Consider the following 24,411-nt stretch of genomic DNA (forward strand, 5'->3'; position numbering starts at 1 on the left):
ACATCATCCCATCGGCGTCGGGCCGGGGGCGCGCACCGGTCCCACGAAGCAGGAGCGGCAACGAGCCTCGTAGGTGTACGTACCGTCGTCGGGCAGCGCACCGGTGGAGTCGGCGAGGTAGGGCTCTCCGTGGTGCAACACCTGGGTGTGGGTGGCATTGAAGCGGCGGCAGCAGTCGCACACGGCACGCCGGTGGACGACCTTGGCGGGGCCCAGCTCGAGAAGTCCGATGACGGGTTCGAAGAGGCGACCCAGGTGGTCGAGGTCGAGTCCGGCGACCACGACGCGGGTGCCACGTTCGAGCAGTGCGGCCACGACTGCGACGTCGTCGGCACCGAACATGTGCACCTCGTCGACGCCCACCACCTCGACGTCGTCGTCGAGCGCACTGGAGAGGTCGTTCACCTTACGGGTCTCCAGCACGCCTCCGACGCGGGAGACGACGCCGTCGTCGCGGCCGTGACGCGAGGACTGGTAGACCGCGTGGGTCACGTTGGAGTGACGCAGCGGGGAGAGCAGGGAGATCAGTTCGAGCGACTTGCCCGACTTCATCGGGCCGAGAATGACGGTGAGGTCCACCGGACGACGGTAGGCGAGAGCGGGCCCCCGGCCCGAACCCGGCACCGGTCGCCCTCGCTCACCAGTGGGATTTCCCACGCCGCCGGGAGCCGTGCTCGGAGTCAGGGCGAGACGAGTGCCGGGGCACCTTCGGGACGCATCCCGTCGACCAGCATCGCGATCACCTTGGCGCGGATCCCGGGCAGGGCACGAACGATGGCGTCCGGCTGGGGACGGGTCACCACGGCGAGTGCCACGACGAGTTCCTGGGCCCGGAGGTCCTCACGCACGACGCCGGCAGCGCTCAGGGTGCGGAGCAGGGCGTCGAGGCGGCCCACGGCCAAGGACTGCTGGTCGCGGACCTCGGCGGAGAGCTCGCGTGCGTCGGCGACGGCCAGCGCCTGGGTGAGTGCCCCGAGGTCGAGGGCGACGAGGTCGTCGACGAGACCGACCCATGCCTCGTGGGAACGCTCCTCCCCGGCCGCGACGCTCTCGGCGCGCAGGGTCGCCTCGTGCACCTCCGAGAGGATCGACAGGGCCACGTGGTCGAGGAGCTGGGCCCGGGACTCGAAGTTGCGGTAGAGCGTGGCGATTCCCACGCCGGCCTCCGTGGCCACCGTCTCCAGGGCGACCTCGGACCCGTGCTCCGCGAAGAGCTTGCGGGCAGCAAAGATCAGGGCCGCCCTGCGTCGCATTGCATCAGCACGCACTGGTTCCACCTTCCGAGGAGTTGCACCTCGGACCTTACCGGAGGATAGTTTCACTCATAACCGGAGGATTTCCCTCCAGTTGAGCGAAAGGGGACACGCATGACCAGCCAGGAGAACGTCGCACCTCGAGCCGACCGGACGCCGCCGCCCGCCTGGGTCCGCCTGACCGGACTCACCGTGGCACTCGGGGCCGTCCTCGTCGTCCTCCTGGCGCTCTTCATCCTGCCCTCCCTCAAGAGCGGTCCCCACGACCTTGCCCTGGGCGTCGTCGGCACCACCGAGAACGCCGCTGCCCTGCAGCAGCAGCTCGACACCGCCTCCCCCGACGCGTTCGACGTCGTCGCAGTGGCCACCCTCGACGAGCTGCACACCCAGGTGAGCGAGCGTGACCTCGCCGGCGGACTTGCCGTCACCGACACCGAGGTGACCTCCGTGGTCGCCAGCGCCGGCGGCACCGCCATCTCCGGCACCGTGACGAGCACCGCCACCCAGGTCGCCCGCGCAGCCGGACTCGACGTCGTCGTCGACGACGTGGTGCCCCTGCCCGCCGAGGACCCCTCGGGCATCGGCATCGGCGGACTTGCCTTCCCGCTCGTCTTCGGTGGCATCGTCCCCGTCGTCGCGTTCCGCACCGTCTTCCCGCGCAGCGCGGCAGGCCGGATCGCCGGCATCACGGCGTTCTCGCTGGTCGGCGGCCTGATCGTCTCGGCCGTGCTGCAGTTCTGGTTCGGCAGCACCGACGGCGTCTTCCTCCAGGTCGCCGGTGCGATGGCCCTGGGCATCGCGGCCCTCGCGTTCCCGCTCGCCGGGCTCCAGGAGGTCTTGGGCGGCAAGGGCTTCACGATCGGTGCGGCGTCGATGATGTTCCTCGGCAACCCGCTGGCCGGCATCGCCACCACCGGCGCCTGGCTTCCCGCGGGCATCGGCACCTTCGGCCAGATCCTGCCCCCCGGCGCCACCGGTTCGCTGGTCCGTTCGGCCGCCTACTTCGACTTCGCCGGCGGAGCGGTCGCCGGCCTCACCCTGGCCTGCTGGGTGATCATCGGCGCCGGCCTCCTGGCGGTGGGCGCCGTCCGCGGCACCACCACGACGGACGCCGGCGCTGACACCGACGCTGACACCAACGCAGCGCCGATCACCGCCTGAGCGATCAGCGCACGACGAGGGCCCGGGACGCAGACGGCGGTTTCAAGGGGTCAACGCAACACCTGCTCGTTGTTTCAAGCGGTGAGTAGATCACGCAGACGCTCGGCTGGTTTCTTCCAGCCGAGCGTTTTGCGTGGGCGACCGTTCAACTGCTGGGCCACGTGTTCGAGGTCTGCTGGCCCGTACACCGACAAGTCGGTGCCCTTGGGGAAGTACTGACGCAGCAGCCCGTTGGTGTTCTCGTTGCTGCCGCGCTGCCACGGTGACGCGGGATCACAGAAGTAGACCGGCATGTTCGTGGCCATCGTGAACTGTTTGTGCCCGGCCATTTCCGCGCCCTGGTCCCAGGTCAACGACCCCCGAAGATGCTCGGGCAAGGTCTGGATCTGGCGGGTCAACGCGTCACGGACTTCCTCAGCGCTGTGCCCGTTGGGCAGATGCAGCAACATCACGTAGCGGGTGCTCCGTTCGACCAACGTGCCGATCGCGGTCTTGTTGAACGCGCCCGTGATCAGGTCGCCTTCCCAGTGTCCGGGGACCGCGCGGTCGTCGACCTCAGCGGGCCGGTCACTGATCATGATCATCTCGTCAACGAACCGACTCGTGCGCTGGCTGGGGTCGCGGTGTGGTTTGCGGCGGGTACGGCCGGTCCGGATCGCGGCGGCAACTTCCTTCTTCACCCCGCCCCGGGCCTGGAAGTACAGAGCCTGGTAGATCGTCTCGTGGCTCACACGCATGGCCTCGTCGTGGGGATGTTCATCTCGTAGAGCGTGACAGATCTGTTCGGGCGACCACCGTTCACGCAGGCCAGCGGCCACGAACTCGCGCAGCGGACCCTCGAGCATCAGTTTGCGGTTCTTGGGCCGTGCCCGACGAAGTGCCGAGGAACGTTGCGCGGCGTAGGGACGATAATTCCCGGCCGCATCCGAGTTGGCGTGGATCTCGCGGGTGATCGTGGACGGTGCCCGTCCCAGCCGACGCGCGACCTCGCGACAGGAGTGGCCCTCACCGAGCAGATCACGGATCTGTTCGCGCTCAGCCAGGGACAAGAACCGCGGGTCCAGGGGTTTCTCGACAGCCACCAACAGCGAAGTCACGGGGCCCATGGTGGTGCGTCCAGTCCGATAGTCGACCCGGCGCCCGTCGGGATACACCCGAGCGTTGCTGCTCTTACGAACCCCCTGGTCCCAGTCCCATGCAGTCCGGACATTCACCCCCACCTGCTCAGCCGCACGTCGACGAGGCACACCAACACGGCGCAGCTCGAAGTACTCACCACGCCGGGGATGCGGCCTTTGTCCACCAAGATTCGGTGCTCCCGACGGGCGTTTCCACCCCGCCTGACGCGCCCACCCCGCCGCCGTGTGGCGATTGATGCCCAGTTCGCGCGCCACCGCACTCACGTGCGGATACCCCTCAAGCCGGGCCAACAACTTCGCCTTCAACTCCGCGTTCAGGTCCTCAAACGACACGGTCCTCGCAACTCCTTCAGATCGAAGGTGTTGCGAGGACCGCTAGAACCCGCCGACGCGTCCCGGGCCCTCGCTGCTGTGATCAGAGACCGAGGTCGCGACCCACGATCTCCTTCATGATCTCGGTCGTGCCGCCGTAGATCGTCGTGATCCGGGAGTCAAGGTAGTCATTGGCGATCCGGTACTCGAGCATGTAGCCGTACCCACCGTGCAACTGCAGGCAACGGTTGACGACGTTCACGTACTGCTCGGTGCAGTGGAACTTCGCTGCAGCCGCTTCCACAGCGCTGAGCTGACCTTCGGAATGGCGGGCCAGGAGTTCGTCGACGTAGGTCCGGCTCACCCGCACGGCCGTGACCATGTCGGCGATCTCGAATCGAGTGTTCTGGAAGTTGCCGATCGGCTTGCCGAACGCCTTGCGGGTACGGACGTACTCCAGGGTCCGCTCCAGAACGCCTTCACAGGACGCCACGGCGTTGGCCGCGATGGAGATCCGCTCCTGCGGGAGGTTGCGCATGAGACCGATGAACCCGTCACCCTCGTTGCCGAGCAGGTTGGCGGCCGGCACCCGGACGTCGGTGAAGAAGAGTTCGCTGGTGTCCTGGGCATGGAGGCCGACCTTCTCCAGGTTGCGGCCACGACTGAAGCCCTCACTGTCGGCCTCGATCACGATCAGGCTGAGCCCCTTGTGGGGATCAGCACTCGTGCGAACCGCGGTCACCACGAGGTCGGCGTTCTGACCGTTGGAGATGAACACCTTCGACCCGTTGACGACGTACTCGTCGCCGTCACGGACCGCAGAGGTGGCGATACCGGCCAGGTCACTGCCGGTACCGGGCTCGGTCATCGCGACGGCGGTGATGAGCTCGCCACTCGCGATCCCGGGCAGCCAGCGGGCCTTCTGCTCGTCGTTGGTGAGCTCGGTGAAGTACGGGATCACGATGTCACTGGAGAGGCCGATGCCTGCCATGCCCGAGGAGACCGGGTTGCGGGAGAACTCTTCGCCGATGACGGCGTTGAACCGGAAGTCGGTGATACCGGCGCCGCCGTACTCCTCGGGGATGTTGAACCCCAGGAGACCAGCTGCCGCCGCTTCGGCGAAGAGCCAGCGCTCGACCTTTCCCTCCTTGTCCCACTTCTCTGCATTGGGCGCGGCGTGCTTGGCGACGAAGGCCCGCACTGTCTCGCGCAGGGCCTCGTGGTCCTCGTCGTACAGGCTCCGGTGCGGTGAAACCACTCCACTGGTCATCGTGTCGTTCCTCTTTTCCTGTCGAATTCGTGGTGCCCGTGGCGTTCAGTCACGCTCGAGGCCGAACCAGAAGTGGCGCCCTCGGTCGAGCACCCACCTGGCCTTTCCGTTCATCACACCCATGAGGGTCCGGTCGTCGACGCGTTTGAAGTGGTCAATCACCGCCTGCCCGTCGTAGACCATCGAAGCGGTCACCTGCCCCCGGAACTCGATGTTCCACAGGCTGGCCTCCCCCCGGCCGGCAGCGACGTCGGAGAAGAGTTCCCCGTCCTCACCCCGGCACACCATCGGCTTGACGTCGTCAAGGGCGTCGAACCGCTTGCCGTACCAGCGCGCGCCGTCCAGCAGCGCATGCACGCGGTGGCCGGTGTCGAAGGCGAAACCACGCCACTGACCGAGGATCTCCTCGGGCCGGACGGTCTCGAGTGCGTCCCAGATCTCCTCGAGGTTATCGTGGACCGCGGGGCCCTCTGCCTCACGGATGATCCCGAACCGAGCGGCGGCCTGGATCGCGTTCACCTCAGGCCGATCCTCTTCATCAGCCCCAACTGCTTGGTGGTGGCGTGGACGAAACGCTCGACCGACGAGCCGGGCGGCGGCCCGAGCGGCATCCACCGCTGGCGGGCGACGGTCTGTGCGTCGGTGTACTTCCGGATCCCCTCGGCCCCGTGGCGGCGGCCCAGTCCGCTGTCCCCCATGCCGCCCATCCCGGCCTCGACGCTTCCGGCGGCAGCCGCGGCACCGTCGTTGATGTTGACCGCACCGGCACGGATCCTGAGCGCGAGAGCTTCAGCGGCACGCACGTCCTTGCCCCAGATCGAGGCCGACAGCCCGTAGCTGCCACGGTTGGCCTGGGCGACCGCGTCGTCGTCGTCGCGAAAGCTGTACAGCGACACCACCGGCCCGAAGGTCTCCTCGTCGTACACCTTCATGTCCGCAGTGACGCCTTCGAGCACGGTGAGCTCATGGAACAGAGGACCGACGTCGGGGCGCGCTCGGCCGCCGGACAGCAGCGACGCACCTCGCTCCACCGCGTCGCGCACGTGCTCGGCCACGGTCGCCAACTGCTCCGTCGAGGTCAGGGAGCCGACCTCGACGTCATAGTCATAGGCCGCCCCCAGGCGCATCGCCTCGACGGCTGCCACGAACTCGTGCTTGAACTCGTCATAAACGTTCTCGTGGACGTGGATCCGCTCGACGTGGATGCACATCTGACCGGTGTTGGCGAAGGCGGCGTTCGCAGCCCCGTGGGCTGCCGCGACCAGGTCGGCGTCGGCACGCACGAGGAGCGGATTCTTGCCCCCGAGTTCGAGGGAGGCACCGATCAACCGCTCACCGGCCTGCGCCCCGAGCCGTCGCCCCGTGGCCGTCGACCCCGTGAACATGATGAAGTCGGCGGCCTCCACGATCGCCGCACCGGTGACGCCCCCGGCTCCTGTGACCACCTGCCACACGTCGTCGGGTAGTCCGGCTCGTGCCATCAGGTCGCGCGTCCAGAGCAGGGTGAGCGGCGTCTGGCTGTCCGCCTTGGAGACGACGGCGTTGCCCGCCAGGAGCGCGGGCAGCACGTCGCCGACACCGAGGTAGAGGGGGTAGTTCCAGGGCGAGATGACACCGATGACGCCCTTGGGCACCCGGAGTTCCTTGACCACCGTGGCGCCGGGCACCATGCCGCGACGCTTCTGTGGCGCCAGGTAGTGCTCTGCCCGACGTCCGTAGTGGCGGGCCAGGGCGGCAACCTGGCCGATCTCCTGCCAGGCCGAGAAGCGTGCTTTGCCGGTCTCCCACTGGATGAGGTCGATCACCTCGTCCTGTTCGGCCAGCAGCAGGTCGTGGAACCGCAGGGCGATCTCCGCTCTTTCCCGGAAGGGGGTGCGGGCCCAGTCCGCGTGTGCGGCCCGAGCGCTGCGTACCGCGTCGGTGACGTCGACGGTGGTGCTCACGGGGACGGCTGCGGTGGGTTCGAGGGTCCACGGCGCCAGGCCCGTCTGGGACCCGACCGGCGCGTCCGGGTCTGCGCCCTGCCTCACCCAGCTGGTCCACCGGGCAACACGGGAGTCCGAGACCCACGTCGGCCGGACGGAACCGACCTCGTTCGACGTCCGGGGGGCGGTCGGTCCGACACCGGACTCCACCTCGGCGGGAGCCCCGGGGGCAGCGGTCTCTGCGGTCATCAGGTGGCTCCTGGCTCGGCGACGGGGCAGTGACGCGGCAGCGTCATGCCGTCACGTCATGCCGTGGACGCTAGGACCAGGGAGATCAATAAGTCAACGTCCACATCTGGGCCTTGCCAACCGTGAACGCCGCTCCCTATGTTAATCGGGAATCACACCAGTTCGGGCGCCCCGCGACATCACGTGCCTCTGTGCCTCCTGAGCTCGTCGACGTGGCCCCTCTCTCGGAACGGAACAGCAATGACCGAAGTGAGCAGACGCAACATGTTGTCCCTCGGCACCGCCCTCGGGCTGGGTGCCACAATGGCCCCCGGCGCAGCGTGGGCCTGGGACTCCCAGGGATCCTTGGCGGGCAACGCCTACGCAGGCCAGACCAACGACCCGAACTGGATCTGGGACGACGAGATCGACCAGATCATGGCCGACGTCATCCAGAACGGTCAGGTCTCCCAGACCAACCGCGCCATGGAGAAGTGGGTCAACAACCGCGACACCGTCCCCACCGGCATCCCGGATCCCCTGCGGGGCTGGATCGCCGACAACGCCAAGCTGCCCAGCTGGGCGGACAAGAAGATGCTGACCCACTCGACCGACGTGAACCGGCGCCTGGACACGCACCTGTTCATCCTCTACGGCATCGGCGGCGGACTGATGTCCACCGTCATCCCGCGCGAAGCACGCTCGGTGTACTGGTCCAAGGGCGGCTCCGACATGCAGGACCGCGCGGCCAAGACCTTCTCGTTCGGCTACGACCTCGCCCAGATCGGAGCGTTCGACCCGGGCGGCCAGTTCCTCGTCACCGCCACCAAGACGCGCATGGTGCACTCGGCCGTGCGTCACCTGCTTCCCCAGTCCCCGCACTGGCGCGCCGCCGCCGACGAGACCATCCCGATCTCGAACGCCGACATCCTGGTCACCTACCACTCGACCGGCACCTACGCCCGCACCAAGCTGCGCAGCTGGGGATTCCTGCAGAACCGGAAGGACGACGAGGCGTTCCTGCACTCCTGGCAGGTCGCACTGCACATGCTCGGCGTCCAGGAGCAGTTCATCCCCGAGTCGTGGGCGGACGCCGAGGAGCAGTCCCGCCACGTCCTGACTCCGATCCTCGCCCCGACGGTGGAGGGCCGCGACCTCGCCGAGCAGCTCCTCCAGATGCCTCGCTCCATCGACGCCGGGCTCACCCGCGGACTGCTCAACGAATTCGCGCGCTACCTGCTGAGCGACCAGATCGGTGACTGGCTCAACCTCAGGCGCGACTACGCCGCAGCCGCGCTCCTCCGGGTCGCATGGCCCACCTACATGGCTTTCCGCCGCGGAACCATCCCGTTCCTGCCGCTGTCCTACTACGCTCTCGACCAGTTCATCCGGGCGTTCGGCATGGCCTTCCTCAACAAGGGCCAGAGCACCCAGACGACTCTCATCACCCTGCCGGAGACGAACCGCGTCTGACCGCCAGGATTCTGCACCGCACCCAGAGCAGGGGCACGGCGATCCCGTGCCCCTGTCCTGCGCATGCTGCTCAGGCGGCGATGCCGAGCGCAGCCAGGACCAGAGCGGTGACGGCGTCACGGTGCGCCGGCGTGTCCTCCCAACGGAGGTGGCGGCCTGACTCCACCACGACACCGAAGCCGGCGTGGGCCAATGTCCGCGCCTGGCGCGGCTCGAGCTCGGGACGCGCCTGCGCCAGCAACTGCTCCCAGAGCGAGACGTGCTCGCGCTGGGCCAGCCGAACCGGACGCTGAAGGTCGGCGGGCAGGCCGATGATCTCGGCCTCGGCCACACTGCGCAGCGCGCTGTCCTCGAAGCTGTAGGCCACGTAGGTCGAGACCAGGGCAACCAACGAGGCGTGAGCCCCTGTGAGCCCTTCACTCCGCACGGCGTGCAGGGACTGGGCCACGGCATGCTCAAGGAAGGCGGCTGCCTGCAGGCATGCCGCCGCAAGGATGTCCGCCTTGACCGGGTAGTGCCGATAGATGGCCGAGGAGCCCATGCCAAGCTCTCCGGCGATCTGCCCCATGCTGACGTTGTGGTATCCGTGCTCGGCGAACAACGGGATGGCGACGCCGAGGATCTCCCCGCGGCGTCCGCGCGGATCCTGGCGCTGCGGGAGCACCACCACGGACGCCGACGCCGGCACCGTCGAGAGATCAGCCGACGCCACCCGGTCCGCGGCTCCGCAGAGAAGTTCCACGGCCTTTCCACGCGCGAACGGTGTGCGGTGCTGGGTGATCGAGCCGATCGCGCCGAGCGCGGCGTTCGCGCGCAGCAGGATCTCGGGGCCGGGGTGTTCACGCGCCACTGCGTGAGCGGTGGCGTCGACTAGGACACCGAACTTGGTCCGCAAGCCCGCGCGGTCCTCGGCCTCCAGGTAACGCGACTCCCACCGGTAGAGACCACCTGAGGCCCGGTTGCCCAAGGTGACCTCGGCCAGCGCAGGGAGGAGTTCGCCCAGACCCTCGGGGCGGGGGTCGAGTTCGAGCACCTCGAGCAGGTCGTCGACCATGCGGTTGGCACACTGCGCGAACAGTGCGTACTTGTTCGGGAAGTGCCGGTAGAGCGCAGCCGCGGTGATGCCCACCTTCGCGGCGACCTCCTCCATCGACGCCCCGTGGTAGCCGCGCTCACTGAAGACGGGGCCGGCCGCATCGACGACCATCTGGCGTCGATTGCGGGGGCGCCGACGCACGGGCGTCTCCTTGAGCGTCATGGAGTCCTCCTGATCGATCAGCCGTGCCTCGCACGGCAAGAGGGCAAGTCAATCACGGATCCGAAGAAGTTCGACGTGCAAGCACACCCGTGACACCGGGTTCACAAAAATGTGATTCCTGATTAACTAAAGCCTTCCCGGAAGGTGTGACCCACGGCATACTCCTCACCACGACCAGCCCGCGTACGCAGCTCGAGGAGTGACGCATGACCACCACCGACACAGCCCCTGCATGGAGTTTTCGCAACCACTGGATGGCCCACACCGCCACCCACGCCGCCATGCGTGGCGACAGCACCGCCCTCAAGTTCCGCGGGCAGGTCACGACGTGGTCCGACTTGGACGACCGCGTCCGGCGCGGGGCCTCCGCACTGCGAGCCTCGGGGGTCGACGCCGGCGACCGGGTCGCACTGCTCACCCTCAACCACCCCTGGTTCGTGGAGACGGTCTTCGCCGCGAACACGCTGGGCGCCATGGCCGTGCCGCTCAACTTCCGGCTCGCTCCCCCGGAACTCGACTACATCCTCAGTGACTCCGCACCGTCGGCGATCTTCGTCGACGCCCCACTCCTGCCGCTCCTCAAGGCCGCCCCGCACTCCGCCGCGATCCCGACCGTCGTCGTCTTCGGCGACGTCGACCTCAGTTCAGAGGCCCCGAACGTCCACGCCTACGAGGAGTTCATCGCCGCCCACGAGCCGATCGACCCTCCCGACGTCTCCGAGGGGGCGACGGCTCTGATCATGTACACCTCCGGCACCACGGGCCGACCGAAGGGGGCGATGCTGTCGCACCGCAACATGCAGATCCAGGCCCTCACCTGCATCCGCGCCAACGGCATGGTCGACGAGTCCGACGTGGGTTTCCTGACCGCCCCGTTCTTCCACATCGCCGGGCTCGGTTCGATCGTGGCCAACATCGTCCTGGGCGTCCCGACCGTGATCCATCCGCTGGGCGCCTTCGACCCGGCAGCCGTGCTCGACGCCTACGAGGAGGAGGGAGCGACCATCGTCTTCAACGTCCCGATGCAGTGGGACCTCATCTGTGCCCAGCCCGGCATCGCCGAGCGCAACCTCAAGCTCCGCATCATCAGCTGGGGTGCTGCTCCGGCCAGCGATGCCACCCTGCGCGCCATGGCACGCACCTTCCCCGAGGCCCGCAACGTGGCAGTCTTCGGCCAGACGGAGACCTCCCCGATCACCTGCGTGCTGAACGGTGAGGACGCGCTGACCAAGCTGGGTTCGGTGGGCCGCCCCATCCCCACCATCCAGTACCGCATCGTCGACGAACTCATGAACGACGTCGCCCCTGGCGAGATCGGCGAGATCGTCTACCGCGGCCCCACCGTCATGCAGGGCTACTGGAACAAGCCGAACGAGACCGCAGCGGCGTTCGCCGGTGGTTGGTTCCACTCCGGCGACCTCGTCAAGCAGGACCCGGACGGCTTCGTCTGGGTGGTCGACCGCAAGAAGGACATGATCATCTCCGGCGGCGAGAACATCTACTGCGCCGAGGTCGAGAACGCGATCGCCAACCACCCGGCCGTGCGCGAGGTCGCGGTGATCGGACGCGAGGACGAGAAGTGGGGCCAGGTCCCCGTCGCAGTCGTCTCGATCGCCCCTGAGACCACGCTCACCCTCGAGGAACTCCACGAGAGCCTGCGCGGCTCGTTGGCCTCGTACAAGCTGCCCAAGGACCTCGTCGTGCTCCCCGAACTCCCCCGCAATGCCGGCGGCAAGATCCTCAAGGGAACGCTGCGCGAGCAGGACCGGACCCTGGCGCCTCAGGGCGCATGAGTCTCAGGAGCAACGAGGACCCCGAACGACGTCACCGTTGTTCGGGGTCCTCGCTTGTTCGGGGTCCTCGCTTGTTCGGGGTCCTCGCTGTTCAGCCCTCCCCGCCGGCGGCAGCGCTCTGGGCCGCACTGAGCCGGGCGTAGAGGCCACCGGCGGCGAGCAGTTCGGTGTGCGTTCCCTGCTCGACGATCCGACCGTCCTCCATCGCGACGATCAGGTCGGCGTCCCGGATCGTGCTCAGGCGGTGTGCGATCACGAACGAGGTGCGGTCCTGACGCAACGCCTTCATCGCCTGCTGCAGCAGGGCCTCGGTGCGGGTGTCGACCGAGCTGGTCGCCTCGTCGAGGATGAGCAACGCCGGGTCGGTGAGGAAGGCGCGGGCAATGGTCAGCAGTTGTCGTTCGCCGGCCGAGAGGTTGGCCCCGTCCTCCTCCAGCACCGTCTCGTAGCCCTCCGGCAAGGTGTGCACGAACCGGTCGACGAAGGTGGCCCGGGCGGCCGCCTCGATCTCGTCCCGGGTCGCTCCGGGACGGCCGTAGGCGATGTTGTCGGCGATCGTGCCCGAGAACAGCCAGGTGTCCTGGAGCACCATGCCGATCCGGCCGCGCAGGTCTCGGCGCGAGACTTGGGCGATGTCGACGCCGTCGAGCAGCACGCGTCCGGCGTTCACCTCGTAGTAGCGCATGACGAGGTTGACCAGCGTCGTCTTGCCGGCACCGGTGGGGCCCACGATCGCGACCGTCTCGCCGGGACGTGCCACCAGATCGAGGTGCTCGATCAGCGGTCGTTCAGGGTCGTAGGAGAAGGAGACGTCCTCGAAGCGGACCTCACCGGGACCGTCGACGAGGGCGAGGCGACCGGTGTCGTCCTCCTCAGGTGCATCGAGCACCTGGAAGACGCGCTCGGCCGAGGCAACACCGGACTGCAACAGGTTCACCATCGACGCCACCTGCGAGACGGGCTGGTTGAACTGGCGGGTGTACTGGATGAACGCCTGCACCTCACCGATCGACAAGGTTCCGGCGGTGACCCGAACGGCACCGACCACGGCCACGACCACGTAGGTGAGGTTCCCGACGAACGCCATGATCGGCATCACCAGACCGGACACGAACTGCGCGCTCCACGAGGCCTGGTAGAGCTCGTCATTGACCTTGCCGAAGCGCTCCTCGGTCTCCTCGCGGTGGCCGAAGACCTTGACCAGGGCGTGGCCGGAGTAGGACTCCTCCACCAGGCCGTTGAGGACGCCGGTCTGGCGCCACTGGTTGACGAAGAGCGACTGCGACCGCTTCATCACCAGGCCGGCCACGACCATCGACACCGGGATGGAGACGAGTGCGACCAGCGCCAGCAGTGGGGAGATCCACAGCATCATCGCGAGCACACCGATCACCGTCAGCAGGGCGGTGAGGAGCTGGCTCAGGGTCTGCTGCAGCGACTGGGCGACGTTGTCGATGTCGTTGGTGGCGCGGCTGAGCAGTTCGCCGCGGGGCTGCCGGTCGAAGTAACCGAGCGGCAGACGGTGGATCTTGGCCTCCACGTCGTCACGCAGCCGACGTACGACGCCCTGCACGAGACCGTTGAGGACGAAGCCCGCCAGCCAGGCGAAGAGGGCACCCAAGAGGTAGAGCGCCAGGACGCCGAGGAGCACCTTGCCCACGGCGTCGAAGTCGACGCCGTGGCCGGGCACGACGTCCATCTGCTCCACCATCGTGGAGACGTCCTCGGGCACCTGCGTGCCCGGCTCCATCCGGGCCCCGACGAGTCCGTTGAAGACGAGGTCGGTGGCGTGGCCCAGGATCCGCGGACCCACGGCCGACACTGCCACTGACAGCACGGTCAGGACAAGGACGAACCCGATGCGGGCGCGTTCGGGGCGCATCCGGTCGACGAGACGTCGAGCCGAGGACCAGAAGTCGTCGGCCTTCTCCCCCACGCCGCCACCGCCGTGCGGTCCGCCACGGGGGCGTTGGATCCGCTCGGTCTTCTTCAGGTCACCCTGCGCCGCGGTCGCGGTCTCTGCCGCTGTGCTCTCCGCTGCCGTGTTGTCCGGGCTGCTCATGAGAGGGCTCCGCTCTGCTGGGACTCGACGATCTCGCGGTAGGTCGCGCAGGTCGTCAGGAGTTCGTCGTGGCTTCCGGTGCCCACCACCCGGCCGTCGTCGAGGACGACGATCCGGTCGGCGTCACGGATCGTCGCCACGCGTTGGGCGACCACGAGGACTGCGGCGTCGGTGGTGACGGGCGCGAGCGCTGCCCGCAGTCGGGCGTCGGTGGCGACGTCGAGCGCGGAGAAGGAGTCGTCGAGCAGGTAGATCGCGGGGCGTCGGATCACCGCACGGGCGATCGCGAGGCGCTGCCGCTGGCCGCCGCTCACGTTGCCGCCGCCTTGGGCGATCTCGGCGTCGAGTCCGCCGGGCATCGCCTCGACGAAGTCTCGGGCCTGGGCGATCTCCAGCGCAGCCCACATCTCGGCCTCGTCTGCGTCGGCCTTGCCGTAGCGCAGGTTGTCGGCGACGGTACCGGTGAACAGGAACGCCTTCTGCGGGACCAGCCCGATCTGTGAGCCGAGGAGTTCGGGATCGAGGTCGCGCACGTCGACGCCACCGACGCGTACTGCTCCGGCAGTGGCGTCGAAGAGGCGGGGAACAAGGTTGACCAGGGTGGTCTTGCCCGATCCGGTGGAGCCGATCACGGCCACGGTCTCCCCCGGCCCGACGTGCAGGTCGACGCCGTTGAGGACGGGCGCCTCGGCGCCGGGATAGGTGAACCCGACACCGTCGAGCTCGAGGTGTCCGGGCCGCACGAGTGCGGTGACCGGCTGGGCCGATGGGACGACGGAGGAGTCGGTGTCGAGGACCTCGGTGATGCGTTCGGCGCAGACGGCCGCACGCGGAAGAACCATGAACATGAAGGTCGCCATCATCACGCTCATCACGATCTGCATGACGTAGGAGATGTAGGCGGTGATCGCACCGACCTCCATCGCGCCGGACTCGACGCGGTGGCCACCGAACCAGATGACGCCGACGGTGGCGACGTTGGAGACGACCATGACGATCGGGAACATCGAGGCCATCCACCGCCCCGCGCTGATCGCGACCCGGGTCAGGTCGTTGTTGGCGACGGCGAAGCGGTCCTGTTCGTGCTCCTCGCGCACGAAGGCGCGCACGACGCGGACACCGGTGATCTGCTCACGCAGAAGCCGGTTCACCTCGTCGATGCGGCCCTGCATGCGGCGAAAGCTCGGGACAAGTCGGACGACGACGAAGCCGACGCAGACGGCCATCACCGGGACGACGACGGCGACGAGCCAGGAGAGGCCCGGGTCTTCCTTGAAGGCCATCACGATGCCGCCGACCATCATGATCGGCGCAGCCACCATGACGGTGCCGCTCATCAGGACGACCATCTGGACCTGTTGGACGTCGTTGGTGGATCGGGTGATCAGCGACGGCGCACCGATCTGCTGGACCTCCCGGGCGGAGAAGTCCCCGACCTTGGTGAAGACCCGCGCCCGGAGGTCGCGTCCGAAGCCCATCGCGGTCCGGGCACTGAACCAGACCGCGGCGATGGCGCACAGGGCCTGGACGACGGAAACCATCAGCATCCAGCCGCCCTGGGCCCAGATGTATCCGATGTCCCCGGTGACGACGCCCTGGTCGATGATGTCGGCGTTGATGCTCGGCAGCCACAGTAGGGCCACCGTGCCGAGGAACTGCAGCGCGATGATCGCGGCGAGGTTCCATCGGTAGGGCCTGAGGTGGGCCAGGATGAGTCTGAGCAGCATCGGCGCTCCGTTCTGCAGCTCTGGTTCACGCCAGCCCCGGGGTCGGGACGGCAACCGTCGAGACTAGTTGAGCACCTGTGCCGTGCACGGGGCACCCACCCCCGCCACCTCTCACCCCTTGCTGGGGCCACGTGCTTGACTCCGAACATGAGGCACGTCGTCCTGCTGCGAGGGATCAATGTCGGGGGTCGCAACAGGATCCCGATGGCCGATCTCCGGGCCGCGCTGTCGGAGGAGTTCGACGACGTCGCCACCTACATCCAGTCCGGCAACGTCGTGCTTACCTCGGACCTCGCCGCGCAGCGGGTGGCCGCGCGGGTGGAGGCTGTCCTGCCCGACACGTTCGCACTCGACTCTGCGGTCCGGGTGCTTGCCCTGGACTCCCCCACCTACAGTGCCGTCGTCGCTGGAGCCCCGGCAGGCTTCGGCAACGAGGCCGAGGCGTACCGCTACGACGTGGGGTTCTACCTCGACGTGACCGCCGACGACGTGGCACCGCACGTGCCCACCCACCCCGACGTCGACGTCGTGACGTTCGGCGAGCACGCCTACTACCACCGTCGCTTCAACGCGTTGGCCAGCCGCAGCAAGGTCACGAAGGTGGTCGGATCCCCGGTCTACGGCTCGTTGACGGTACGGAACTGGCGCACGACGCTCACCCTCGCAGCGATGCTGGACGACGACCGAGGGGGCAGAGCCACTGGCTCTGCCCCCTCAGTCACCGTTCAGGCGTCGATCACTCCGGGACGCGGCGGTACGCACCGTCGGAGGCCGCGGTCGCCATCGAGGCGTAGGCGCGCAGTGCGGCGGAGACGTAACGGTCGCGGTTCACCGGGGTGTACGGCTTCTCGCGGGCCTCCTGCTTGGCGCGACGCTCGGCGAGCACCTCGTCGGAGACCTTGAGCTCGATGGAACGGTGGGGGATGTCGATCGAGATCGGGTCGCCGTCCTCGATCAGGGCGATCACGCCACCGCCGGCAGCTTCGGGGGAAACGTGGCCGATGGAGAGACCCGAGGTGCCGCCGGAGAAACGACCGTCGGTGATGAGCGCGCACTTGGCGCCCAGGCCACGGCCCTTGAGGAACGCGGTCGGGTACAGCATCTCCTGCATGCCCGGTCCGCCCTTGGGGCCCTCGTAGCGGATCACGACGACGTGTCCGGCCTCGACCTTCTTGCCCAGGATGCCGGCGACGGCGTCGTCCTGGGACTCGAAGACGATGGCGGTGCCGTCGAACTTCCAGACCTCTTCGGCCACACCGGCGGTCTTGACGACGCAGCCGTCCTCGGCGAGGTTGCCGGTCAGGATCGCGAGGCCACCGTCGACGGAGTAGGCGTGCTCGAAGTCGCGGATGCAGCCCTCAGCGGCGTCAGTGTCCAGGCTCGCCCAGAGGTTCTCGGTGGAGAACGGCTCCACGGTGCGGACGCCACCGGGTGCGGCGCGGAACAGGTCCAGTGCCTCGGGGGTCGGGTTCTCGGCGCGGATGTCCCACTTCGCGAGCCAGGAGTCGAGGTCGGGCGAGTGCACCGAGTGGACGTCGGTGTTGAGCGCGCCACCGCGGTTCAGCTCACCGAGCAGGGCGGGGATGCCGCCGGCGCGGTGGACGTCCTCCATGTGGAACTTCGGGGAGTTCGGGGCGACCTTGCTCAGGCACGGCACGCGGCGCGAGATCGCGTCGATGTCGTGGACGTTGAAGTCCATCTCCGCCTCGCGGGCAGCGGCGAGCAGGTGCAGGATCGTGTTGGTGGAGCCACCCATCGCGACGTCGAGCGCCACGGCGTTCTCGAACGCGGAGCGGTTGGCGATGTTGCGGGGCAGGACGGAAGCGTCGTCCTCGCCGTACCAGCGACGGCACAGGTCCATGACCACGCGGCCGGCCTCCTCGAAGAGGGCGCGACGCTTGGCGTGGGTGGCGAGGGTGGAGCCGTTGCCCGGCAGCGACAGGCCGATGGCCTCGGTGAGGCAGTTCATCGAGTTGGCGGTGAACATGCCCGAGCAGGAACCACACGTCGGGCAGGCCGAACGCTCGATGGTGTCCAGGAGTTCGTCGGAGACGTCGTCGTTGGCCGAGGCCGACATCGCGTCGACGAGGTCGAGCTTGGAGTGGACCAGGCCCTCGACGGCCTGGGTCTTGCCGGCCTCCATCGGACCACCGGAGACGAAGACGACCGGGATGTTGAGGCGCAGTGCGGCCAACAGCATGCCGGGGGTGATCTTGTCGCAGTTGGAGATGCAGACGATCGCGTCGGCGCAGTGCGCCTGGACCATGTACTCCACGGCGTCGGCGATCAGCTCGCGCGAGGGCAGGGAGTAGAGCATGCCGCCGTGGCCCATCGCGATGCCGTCGTCGACAGCGATGGTGTTGAACTCCTTGGCGACACCGCCCGAGGCCTCGATCTGCTCGGCGACGATCTTGCCCATGTCCCGCAGGTGCACGTGACCGGGTACGAACTCGGTGAAGGAGTTCGCGATCGCGATGATCGGCTTGCCGAAGTCGTCGTCGGTCATGCCGGTGGCGCGCCAGAGGGCACGGGCGCCGGCCATGTTGCGGCCAGAGGTGGACGTCGCAGAACGCAGGGTAGGCATGGGGAATGTGCTCATTCAGTCAGGGCGGACGGCCGGCGACACGCGTCGGTCGTGTGAGGGGCGGCGTTCCGGCCCGGCGGGGCCGGAGCGTCATCTCCTAGCCTACAGAGCCTTGTCCCAACCGTGACCCTCACGCGCCCGAAGTGAGAGCAACGCGACGTGACACCCGACGTCGTTCCCAGACCTCGCAGGCCCACAGCACCGCCCCTGCCAGCGCGATACCGGCGATGACGTCGATGACGTAGTGCTCACCGAAGTAGACCAACGCCGTACCCATGACGAGCGGGTAGGCCAGCAGCAGCCACCGCCACTGCGAACGCAGCCGCTGGACCGCGTAGAGCGCGATCAGGGCCGAGATCCCGGTGTGCAGCGACGGCATCGCGGCCACCGGGTTGCCGACACCGTGCAGCACCATGTTGGCGCGCTCGAGCCCGAGGTCGCGCCACCCACGACTGGTCAGCCGGGCCACGTCACCCAGGTACCCCTCCTGGGACGCCAGCCACGGCGGCGCCATCGGGTAGAGGACGTACACGACCAGGCCGGCGAAGTTGATCGCCAGGTAGCGGCGCATCCACTTGACCCACTCAGGACGGCTGCGCAGCCACAGCACGGCAGCGATCGTGAGGCCGGCGACGAAGTGGGTGGCGTAGACGGTGGCCAGGACCGCGTCGTACCAGCGCGGCTCGCTGCTCTTCAGGCACGGGTCACCGCACCAGGCGCTCTGCAGCAGTTCGGTGGGGGTGGTCCCGCCGCCGAACCACTCGTCGACCGTGATCGGCATCGTCCAGTGCACCGGTATGCCGAGCTCGTCGCTCAGGCCGCGGGTGAAGAAGTAGACGACCAGCCCGAGCACCGGCAACGACCAGTCCCGCAGGAACGTCAGGTGGGTGCGTGGCGACGCCTGGACGTTCCACGCGACCGTCCCGACCCAGAGCCACAGGAAGACACCGACGGTGTCGTTCGGGATGCCCATGGCGTTGCTCCACGCCACGAGGGCCGCGGCGTAGACCATCATCGCTACAGTCCGCACGGTCCACGGCGTGTCCGCCGGGTCCGGGCGGCGCAGCACTTCACGCACCTGGTGTTCCTTCACGTCGTCGGTCGTGGACGAAATGGCTGACTGCGACGACATGTACCCAATTCTAGGTATGCGATACATGAACGTCGTTCGCCCGGGAGGGGTGTCCGCTCTCCGCACCCCCGGCCCCACCCGTCCTCCTCCGTCCTGCACCATGGGGATTCCCCCACGTGCCGCACCGCGGCCACCAGAAGGAGAACAGTGCCCAGCTCCACTCCCGCCGGCCTCTTCGTCGGTCGATCGGTCCTCGACGTCATCCAGCTCGTCGACACCCCGGCACCCGTCAACGGCAAGGTGCGTTCCACGCGCCACACCGTTGCCGCGGGTGGTCCCGCCACCAACGCGGCCGTCCTCTTCGCCGCGCTGGGCGGAGAGGGCCACCTCGTGTCCCGGATCGCCGACGACCCGCTCGGGGACGCCCTCAAGGGCGACCTGCTGCGTCACGGGCAGGGGCGGATCACGCACCACAACACCCTGGACGCCGACGAGACCGACTACATGACTGTCCCGGCGTCGGTGCAGATCACCGCGGCGACCGGCGACCGTTCGGTGATCGCCGGCTCCCCTGACCCGCGCGCCAACTCCGGCGTCCTGGACCGCTCCTTCGACCATCTCCTCACCGAGGACGTCCGCGTCGTCCTGGTCGACAACGACGAGACCGACGTCTCCCGGGCGCTCTGCGAGCGCGCCCGTGCCCTGGGCATCCCGACGGTGCTGGACGCCGGCACCGAGAAGGACGTCGTCCCGGCGCAGCTGCCCGGCATCGACTCCGCGATCGTCGCCGAGGACTTCCACGACGCCACCCCCGACGCGATCGTCGACTACCTGCAGGCCGCGGGCGTTCCCTACGGCGCGGTCACCCGTGGCGGTCAGCCGCTGCGCTGGTTCACCCCGCAGGAACGCGGCTGGACCGACCCCGCCCCCGTCGCGAAGGTCGTCGACACCCTCGGCGCGGGTGACTTCTTCCACGGCGCCTACGCCTTCGCGATCGCCCGGACCGGCCTGACGCCGGAGTCGCACGTGGCCGCGCTGGAGTGGGCCTGCCACGCCTCGTCGTTGTCGATCGCGCACTTCGGCACCCGGACCTGGCTGGCGCACCTCGACGAACTCCCGCCTCTGGGCTGAGCGTCCGAGGAACGCGCCGAAACGGCCCTCGGCGCCGCGGCCGCTTATCGTGAAGCGTGAAGATCAGCCGCCGTGACGCCGCCCAACGCCTCGACATCCCCGTGGAGATGGCCGCCCGCCATGGTCTCCCCAAGGTCATGACGCAGGCCGAGATGGACGAGCTCGAGGCCAACCCGCCGGCCTGGCTGGTGCAGTCGCGTGCCAACCGCACCGGCAAGAAGGCCGTCTGGGTCGAGCTGGAGTGCGCCGTGTGCGGCTTCGCCGAGAAGGCGCGCCCCAAGAAGTGGTGGCCCACCCACACGTTCCTCTACTGCGACGACCACTCGGTCTCCCAGGTGCCGAAGGCCGCGGACGACGTCGTGCGGGTCGAGATGGAGGGCATCGGCAGCCGGTTCATCGCGGTCGTCGACACCCCGCTCGACTGACACACCTCACCTCCCCCGACGCACAGAACGGCCGGGACGTCCCCCCACGGACGTCCCGGCCGTTCTGCATCAGTGCACATGCATCAGCGCCGCTGTGTCAGTGCCGCTGTGTCAGCGCTGTGCTGTCGGTCACTTCTCGATCGGGAACCCGACGATGCTGCCCCACTCGGTCCACGAGCCGTTGTAGACGCGGACGTTCTCCATGCCGACGACCTGGGTCATGGCCAGCCAGCCCAGCGACGCGCGGTGCGAGAGGCGGCAGTAGGCGACGACGCGCTCGGCGTCGAGGGCACCGCGCTCGGCGAGCAGCTCACGGAGCTGCTCGGCCGGCAGGAACCGGCCGTGCTCGTCGAGGATGTCGCGGAAGTAGAGGTGCGTGGCGCCGGGGATGCGGCCCTTGCGCTCGGCGCCGTGGTCGACGTCGCCGTCCTCGTAGCCCAGGACGCGCTCGCCGGCGTACTCCTCCGGGGTGCGGAGGTCGAGGATCACGGTGTTCTCGTCACCGAGCAGGCTGAGCACCTCGTCGCGTCCCAGCGAGACAGCGTTCTCGGCGGCCTCGATCTCCTCGGTGCTGAGGGCCGGGACGGCGATCGGTGCGGTGGCAGGGACCGGCGTGCGCACGACGTCGTCAGCGGTCGGGTAGCCCAGAGCGGTCCACGCCTCGCGGCCGCCGTCGAGGTAGCCGATGCCACGGATGCCACGCATCCACATCGCCCACACGACGTAGGAGGCGAACTGGCGCGGCTCACCGGCCAGCACGATGGTGGAACCCTCACCGGCACCGAGAGCGAAGAGACGCTCGGCGAACTCCTCCGCCGTGGCGAACAGGCGGTCGGTCTCGTGCCAGGCCAGACCCTTCCAGTGCACGGCCACCGAACCGGGGATCAGTCCGGGGGTGGAGCCGACCTCGGGGGCGTTCCACAGCACCTCGATGACGTGCAGGTTGGGGTCGTCGTCGAGCGCGTCGCGGAGCTGCTCAGGGCTGACGATCGGGGATTCGTTGAGGTTCATGGGGGTCCTTCGGAGAGTTCAGGGATGCAGGAGACGGGCGTCGCTCACCAGGGCTCGACCGCGGGGCGCACGGCCACGTCGGTGAGCTGCAGGGAAGCGCCGGCCCCGAGCAGGGAGACGATCAGGGCGGCCAGTTCGCCGGGTTGGATGTACCGCTCGGGTTCCCACGCGATCCCGACGACGGCGGTGTTGTGCGCGAGCATCGGGGTGGCGGTCTGGCCGGGGTACAGGGTGGTGACACGGACGCCGCGCTGGTTGTACTCGGGGCGGATCGAGTCGGCGTAGGACTTGATCGCGGCCTTCGCCGCGGAGTACGGCACCGAGGTGGGCGAGGCCCGCAGTCCGAGGCCGGAGTTGAGGAACATCAACGTGGAACCGGGCACGAGCCGTTCACGGCAACGCTGGGTCAGTGCGACCGCACCGACGACGTTGGCGCCCAGGTAGGTCTCCCACTCCGCGACCCCGGCCTCGACGTCGGTGAGGTTGGCACCCGCAGCAGCCGTGTGCACGAGGCCGTGCAACTGTGCAGGCAGGTCGAGGGCGGCGATCTCGTCGGGACGGGTGAGGTCGCAGGTGTGGACGACCACGCGGGGGTCACTCACCGTCATCCGAGACGCGTCTCGGCACAGGGCGTGCACCTCCACGTCGCCCTCGGCGAGCAGTGCCCTGACCAGGGCGGTCCCCACTCCCCCGGCCGCGCCGGTGAGGAGGATGCGTCGCACGTCGTTCTTCTCCACGTCAGTTCTCATCGGCGTCAGTTCTCGTCAGCGTGCCGGTGCGCCGGTCCTGTGTCAGGCCCGGCGCACCGGCACGACCGGTCGGTCGATGGGTTCAGTCGGCCAGGATCTCGGAGACGACCGAGTTGTCGATGATCGCGTCATAGTCCGGGCGACCCTTGGAGACGCCGAGCTCGATGTTGATGTCGGCCAGACGCTCCATGAAGTCGACGACGTCACCCTCGACGGGCTCGAGGGCGTAGTTGCGGTGGCTCAGCGACTGCGCGGCGATCTCCTTCTTCAGGCCGGTGGCCTCGGAGACGACACCGGCGGCAGCGTCGGTGTTGGCGTTGATCCACTCGATCGCCTCGCCGTAGACCTCGAGGGTCGACTCGACGGCCTCGGGGTTCTCCTTGAGGTACTTCTTGGTGGTGTAGATGAAGACCGGGTTGAGGTAACCGAAGTCGTCACCGTCGGCGATGGCACGGCCGACTCCCTCGATCTCCGCCGACGCGGCGGACGGGTCGTAGGTGACCCAGCCGTCGACGCCGCCGCCGGCGAGGGTGGAGAGCGCGGCGTCGTTCTGCAGGCTGACGTACTCGACGTCGGCGACCTTGAGGCCGGCGGAGTTCAGCGACTGGACCACGGCGATGTTCGGGGAGGCCGAGTAGGAGGCGACCTTCTTGCCCTTGAGCTGGGAGATCTCGGTGACCTTCGAGGACTCCGGGACCACGACGCGGGTGGTCTGGGGGCTGATCTCGGAGGAGGCCAGGATGACGACGTCCTCGACGTCCACCAGGTTGGCCGGGTCGAAACCGATGACGGCGATGTCGGCGTTGCCGCTGCGCAGGGCAGCGATCGCGTCGTTGGCCGAGCCGATCGGGTTGACGGTCGGGGCGTCGTCGGTGTCGAACTCGTCGGCGAAGTAGCCCTGCTCGAGCGCGACCGGGATGTAGGGGTAGGCGGTGACGGTGGCGATGCGCGGCAGCGAGGTGCCCTCGGCGTCGTCGTCGGAACCGCAGGCGGTGAGGGCCAGGGAGGTCGCCGCGAGGACGGCGAGGCCGGCGGTGGCACGGCGGAGGCCGGAACGTCGAGCGGTGGGGCGCTGGAAGGTCTTCATGGGGGGATCACTTTCCGTGGGAGTGGGACTCGAGGAACTGCTCCAGGAGCAGGGAGCGAAGCTCGGCGAACTCCGGTGAGGTGCGTTCGCGGGGGTAGGGCAGGTCGATGTCGACGACCTTCTTGATCGAGCCGGGGTGGGCCGACATCACGACGACGCGGTTGGCCAGGACGACGGCCTCGTCGATGTCGTGGGTGACCAGCACCGCGGTGGTGCGCTGCTTCTGCCAGACGTCGATCAGGGCGTCCTGCATCTCGATCCGGGTGAAGGCGTCGAGGGCACCGAAGGGCTCGTCCATCAGCAGGACGTCGGGCTCGGGGACGAGCGCACGGGCGATCGCGGTGCGCTGAGCCATGCCTCCGGAGAGCTGGTGCGGGTGGGCGTCGCGGAACTTCTCCAGGTGCATCAGCTTCAGCATCTGCTCCAGGCGGGCCTCCTGCTCCTCGGCGGTGCCGGTGGCGCCGAAGAGCATGTTCTTGCCGACCGTGAGCCACGGCAGCAGCCGGTGCTCCTGGAACACGACGCCGCGCTGACGGCTCGGGCCCTTGATCGGTTCGCCGCCGGCGAGGATCGTGCCGTCGTAGTCGGTGTCGAGACCGGCCAGGGCACGCAGCAGGGTGGACTTCCCGCAGCCCGAGGGGCCGATCAGGACGATGAACTCCCCGGCCTCGATCTCGAGGTCGACGTCGGTGACGGCGAGGGTGGACCCGAACGAACGGCTGACGCCGGACAGGGTGAGGTCGACGGTCAT

Annotated in this window: 20 protein-coding genes and 1 pseudogene; 6 read left to right on the top strand and 15 right to left on the bottom strand. The window is 68.4% G+C overall.

Annotated elements, in window-relative coordinates; all coding sequences use genetic code 11:
* Positions 1-3: 3 nt before the first annotated feature.
* Together EOV43_RS08685 and EOV43_RS08690 are read right to left on the bottom strand one after the other, a co-directional pair.
* Entirely contained in the window at positions 4-579 is a 576-nt protein-coding gene (locus EOV43_RS08685; protein ID WP_128220936.1) for a thymidine kinase, read from the bottom strand.
* Between the two features lie 101 nt (positions 580-680).
* Positions 681-1,268: a TetR/AcrR family transcriptional regulator gene (locus tag EOV43_RS08690; protein ID WP_128220937.1), complete on the bottom strand. Its 588-nt coding sequence runs from the start codon at positions 1,266-1,268 to the stop codon at positions 681-683.
* 99 nt (positions 1,269-1,367) lie between these two features.
* On the opposite strand from EOV43_RS08690, the gene EOV43_RS08695 reads away from it, so the two are divergent.
* Positions 1,368-2,414, top strand: a complete 1,047-nt coding sequence (locus EOV43_RS08695; RefSeq protein ID WP_206611299.1) for a hypothetical protein — start codon at positions 1,368-1,370, stop codon at positions 2,412-2,414.
* Positions 2,415-2,488: 74 nt separating this feature from the next.
* On the opposite strand, the gene EOV43_RS08700 is transcribed toward EOV43_RS08695, so the two are convergent.
* The 4 genes from EOV43_RS08700 to EOV43_RS08715 all read right to left on the bottom strand — a co-directional run bounded on the left by EOV43_RS08700 (position 2,489) and on the right by EOV43_RS08715 (position 7,309).
* Entirely contained in the window at positions 2,489-3,661 is a 1,173-nt protein-coding gene (locus EOV43_RS08700; RefSeq protein WP_128222230.1) for an IS30 family transposase, read from the bottom strand.
* 307 nt (positions 3,662-3,968) lie between these two features.
* Positions 3,969-5,135 carry an acyl-CoA dehydrogenase family protein gene (locus EOV43_RS08705; RefSeq protein WP_128220938.1) on the bottom strand — a complete coding sequence of 389 codons (1,167 nt, stop codon included), beginning with the start codon at positions 5,133-5,135 and terminating at the stop codon, positions 3,969-3,971.
* A gap of 45 nt (positions 5,136-5,180) precedes the next feature.
* Entirely contained in the window at positions 5,181-5,654 is a 474-nt protein-coding gene (locus tag EOV43_RS08710; protein ID WP_128220939.1) for a DUF4334 domain-containing protein, read from the bottom strand.
* The gene (locus EOV43_RS08715; protein WP_128220940.1) at positions 5,651-7,309 is read right to left on the bottom strand and encodes a succinic semialdehyde dehydrogenase; all 1,659 of its coding nucleotides are present in this window, start codon (positions 7,307-7,309) and stop codon (positions 5,651-5,653) included. The genes EOV43_RS08710 and EOV43_RS08715 overlap by 4 nt, the downstream gene beginning before the upstream one ends.
* A gap of 249 nt (positions 7,310-7,558) precedes the next feature.
* On the opposite strand from EOV43_RS08715, the gene EOV43_RS08720 reads away from it, so the two are divergent.
* Complete coding sequence (locus EOV43_RS08720; protein WP_239022041.1) at positions 7,559-8,761, top strand: oxygenase MpaB family protein; 1,203 nt, start codon at positions 7,559-7,561, stop codon at positions 8,759-8,761.
* Positions 8,762-8,831: 70 nt separating this feature from the next.
* On the opposite strand, the gene EOV43_RS08725 is transcribed toward EOV43_RS08720, so the two are convergent.
* Positions 8,832-10,019, bottom strand: a complete 1,188-nt coding sequence (locus EOV43_RS08725) for a TetR/AcrR family transcriptional regulator (protein WP_128220942.1) — start codon at positions 10,017-10,019, stop codon at positions 8,832-8,834.
* A gap of 206 nt (positions 10,020-10,225) precedes the next feature.
* Here EOV43_RS08725 and EOV43_RS08730 point away from each other — a divergent pair, with 206 nt between their 5' ends.
* Positions 10,226-11,812: a long-chain-fatty-acid--CoA ligase gene (locus EOV43_RS08730; RefSeq protein WP_128220943.1), complete on the top strand. Its 1,587-nt coding sequence runs from the start codon at positions 10,226-10,228 to the stop codon at positions 11,810-11,812.
* Positions 11,813-11,903: 91 nt separating this feature from the next.
* Here EOV43_RS08730 and EOV43_RS08735 read toward each other — a convergent pair whose 3' ends face one another.
* Together EOV43_RS08735 and EOV43_RS08740 are read right to left on the bottom strand one after the other, a co-directional pair.
* Positions 11,904-13,874 carry an ABC transporter ATP-binding protein gene (locus tag EOV43_RS08735; protein WP_128220944.1) on the bottom strand — a complete coding sequence of 657 codons (1,971 nt, stop codon included), beginning with the start codon at positions 13,872-13,874 and terminating at the stop codon, positions 11,904-11,906.
* Positions 13,871-15,601, bottom strand: coding sequence for an ABC transporter ATP-binding protein (locus EOV43_RS08740; RefSeq protein ID WP_128220945.1), 1,731 nt, complete (start codon positions 15,599-15,601; stop codon positions 13,871-13,873). Before EOV43_RS08740 ends, EOV43_RS08735 begins: the two co-directional genes overlap by 4 nt.
* Positions 15,602-15,748: 147 nt before the next feature.
* Between EOV43_RS08740 and EOV43_RS15985 the strand changes: the two are divergent.
* Positions 15,749-16,144, top strand: a pseudogene (locus EOV43_RS15985) (DUF1697 domain-containing protein); the annotation flags it as partial.
* A 193-nt stretch (positions 16,145-16,337) separates the two neighbouring features.
* Here the strand turns inward: EOV43_RS15985 and ilvD are convergent.
* On the bottom strand, positions 16,338-18,185 hold the full coding sequence (ilvD, locus tag EOV43_RS08750; protein ID WP_128220947.1) for a dihydroxy-acid dehydratase: 1,848 nt from the start codon (positions 18,183-18,185) through the stop codon (positions 16,338-16,340).
* A gap of 130 nt (positions 18,186-18,315) precedes the next feature.
* Positions 18,316-19,317: a phosphatase PAP2 family protein gene (locus EOV43_RS08755; protein ID WP_164878803.1), complete on the bottom strand. Its 1,002-nt coding sequence runs from the start codon at positions 19,315-19,317 to the stop codon at positions 18,316-18,318.
* A 147-nt stretch (positions 19,318-19,464) separates the two neighbouring features.
* On the opposite strand from EOV43_RS08755, the gene EOV43_RS08760 reads away from it, so the two are divergent.
* Together EOV43_RS08760 and EOV43_RS08765 are read left to right on the top strand one after the other, a co-directional pair.
* A complete protein-coding gene (locus tag EOV43_RS08760; RefSeq protein WP_164878802.1) occupies positions 19,465-20,388 on the top strand; it encodes a PfkB family carbohydrate kinase in 924 nt (307 codons plus the stop codon).
* A 56-nt stretch (positions 20,389-20,444) separates the two neighbouring features.
* Positions 20,445-20,813 carry a DUF5997 family protein gene (locus tag EOV43_RS08765; protein ID WP_206611300.1) on the top strand — a complete coding sequence of 123 codons (369 nt, stop codon included), beginning with the start codon at positions 20,445-20,447 and terminating at the stop codon, positions 20,811-20,813.
* Between the two features lie 129 nt (positions 20,814-20,942).
* Here EOV43_RS08765 and EOV43_RS08770 read toward each other — a convergent pair whose 3' ends face one another.
* From EOV43_RS08770 to EOV43_RS08785, 4 genes are all read right to left on the bottom strand, one after another.
* The gene (locus tag EOV43_RS08770) at positions 20,943-21,824 is read right to left on the bottom strand and encodes a sulfurtransferase (protein WP_128220950.1); all 882 of its coding nucleotides are present in this window, start codon (positions 21,822-21,824) and stop codon (positions 20,943-20,945) included.
* A 44-nt stretch (positions 21,825-21,868) separates the two neighbouring features.
* Positions 21,869-22,561: an SDR family NAD(P)-dependent oxidoreductase gene (locus EOV43_RS08775; protein ID WP_164878801.1), complete on the bottom strand. Its 693-nt coding sequence runs from the start codon at positions 22,559-22,561 to the stop codon at positions 21,869-21,871.
* A 94-nt stretch (positions 22,562-22,655) separates the two neighbouring features.
* Positions 22,656-23,660 carry an ABC transporter substrate-binding protein gene (locus tag EOV43_RS08780; RefSeq protein WP_128220952.1) on the bottom strand — a complete coding sequence of 335 codons (1,005 nt, stop codon included), beginning with the start codon at positions 23,658-23,660 and terminating at the stop codon, positions 22,656-22,658.
* 7 nt (positions 23,661-23,667) lie between these two features.
* On the bottom strand, positions 23,668-24,411 hold the full coding sequence (locus EOV43_RS08785; RefSeq protein ID WP_128220953.1) for an ABC transporter ATP-binding protein: 744 nt from the start codon (positions 24,409-24,411) through the stop codon (positions 23,668-23,670).

The sequence above is a fragment of the Nocardioides yefusunii genome (genome assembly GCF_004014875.1).
Classification (GTDB): domain Bacteria; phylum Actinomycetota; class Actinomycetes; order Propionibacteriales; family Nocardioidaceae; genus Nocardioides; species Nocardioides yefusunii.